Source organism: Vibrio sp. 811 (assembly GCF_033339195.1).
This window is the reverse complement of record NZ_JAWOUB010000896.1, coordinates 1-530: the sequence shown is the minus strand read 5'-3', so window position 1 is coordinate 530 and position 530 is coordinate 1. Positions and strand designations below refer to the sequence as shown.

The window sequence follows — 530 nt, the reverse complement described above, 5'->3', positions numbered from 1 at the left end:
GATGTTTTGATGGCAAATAATTCTAAAAATGACTTCTTTCAGGCTAAATGACTGCAATCAAGGAGCTGACATGCCGATCCAAAGCTTTATTCCCCCTCACCGAATTTTAATGGGCCCTGGTCCTTCCGATGTTTATCCGCAGGTATTGCAAGCCCTTAGCCGTCCAACGGTTGGTCATCTAGACCCTTTGTTTATCGCGATGATGGATGAGCTTAAACAGCTGTTGAAATACGCTTTTCAAACCGAAAATGAGTTCACTATTGCGGTTTCTGCTCCAGGCAGTGCTGGGATGGAGACTTGTTTCGTTAACTTGATCGAGAAAGGTGACAAAGTCATCGTTTGTCGAAACGGTGTCTTTGGCGAGCGCATGCGTGAAAACGTTATTCGTGCTGGTGGCGAAGTGGTGCTAGTCGATGATGAATGGGGTGCGCCTGTTTCAGTAGATAAAGTTGAACAAGCACTACAGCAACATCCTGATACAAAAATTCTGGCTTTTGTGCATGCTGAGACATCAACCGGTGCTGTCAGTG

The 530-nt window shown here is 45.7% G+C and carries 1 pseudogene; it reads left to right on the top strand.

Features of this window, described 5'->3' with window-relative positions:
- Window positions 1-70: 70 nt before the first annotated feature.
- Window positions 71-530 (top strand): annotated as a pseudogene (locus tag R7Q46_RS30000) (aminotransferase class V-fold PLP-dependent enzyme); the annotation flags it as partial.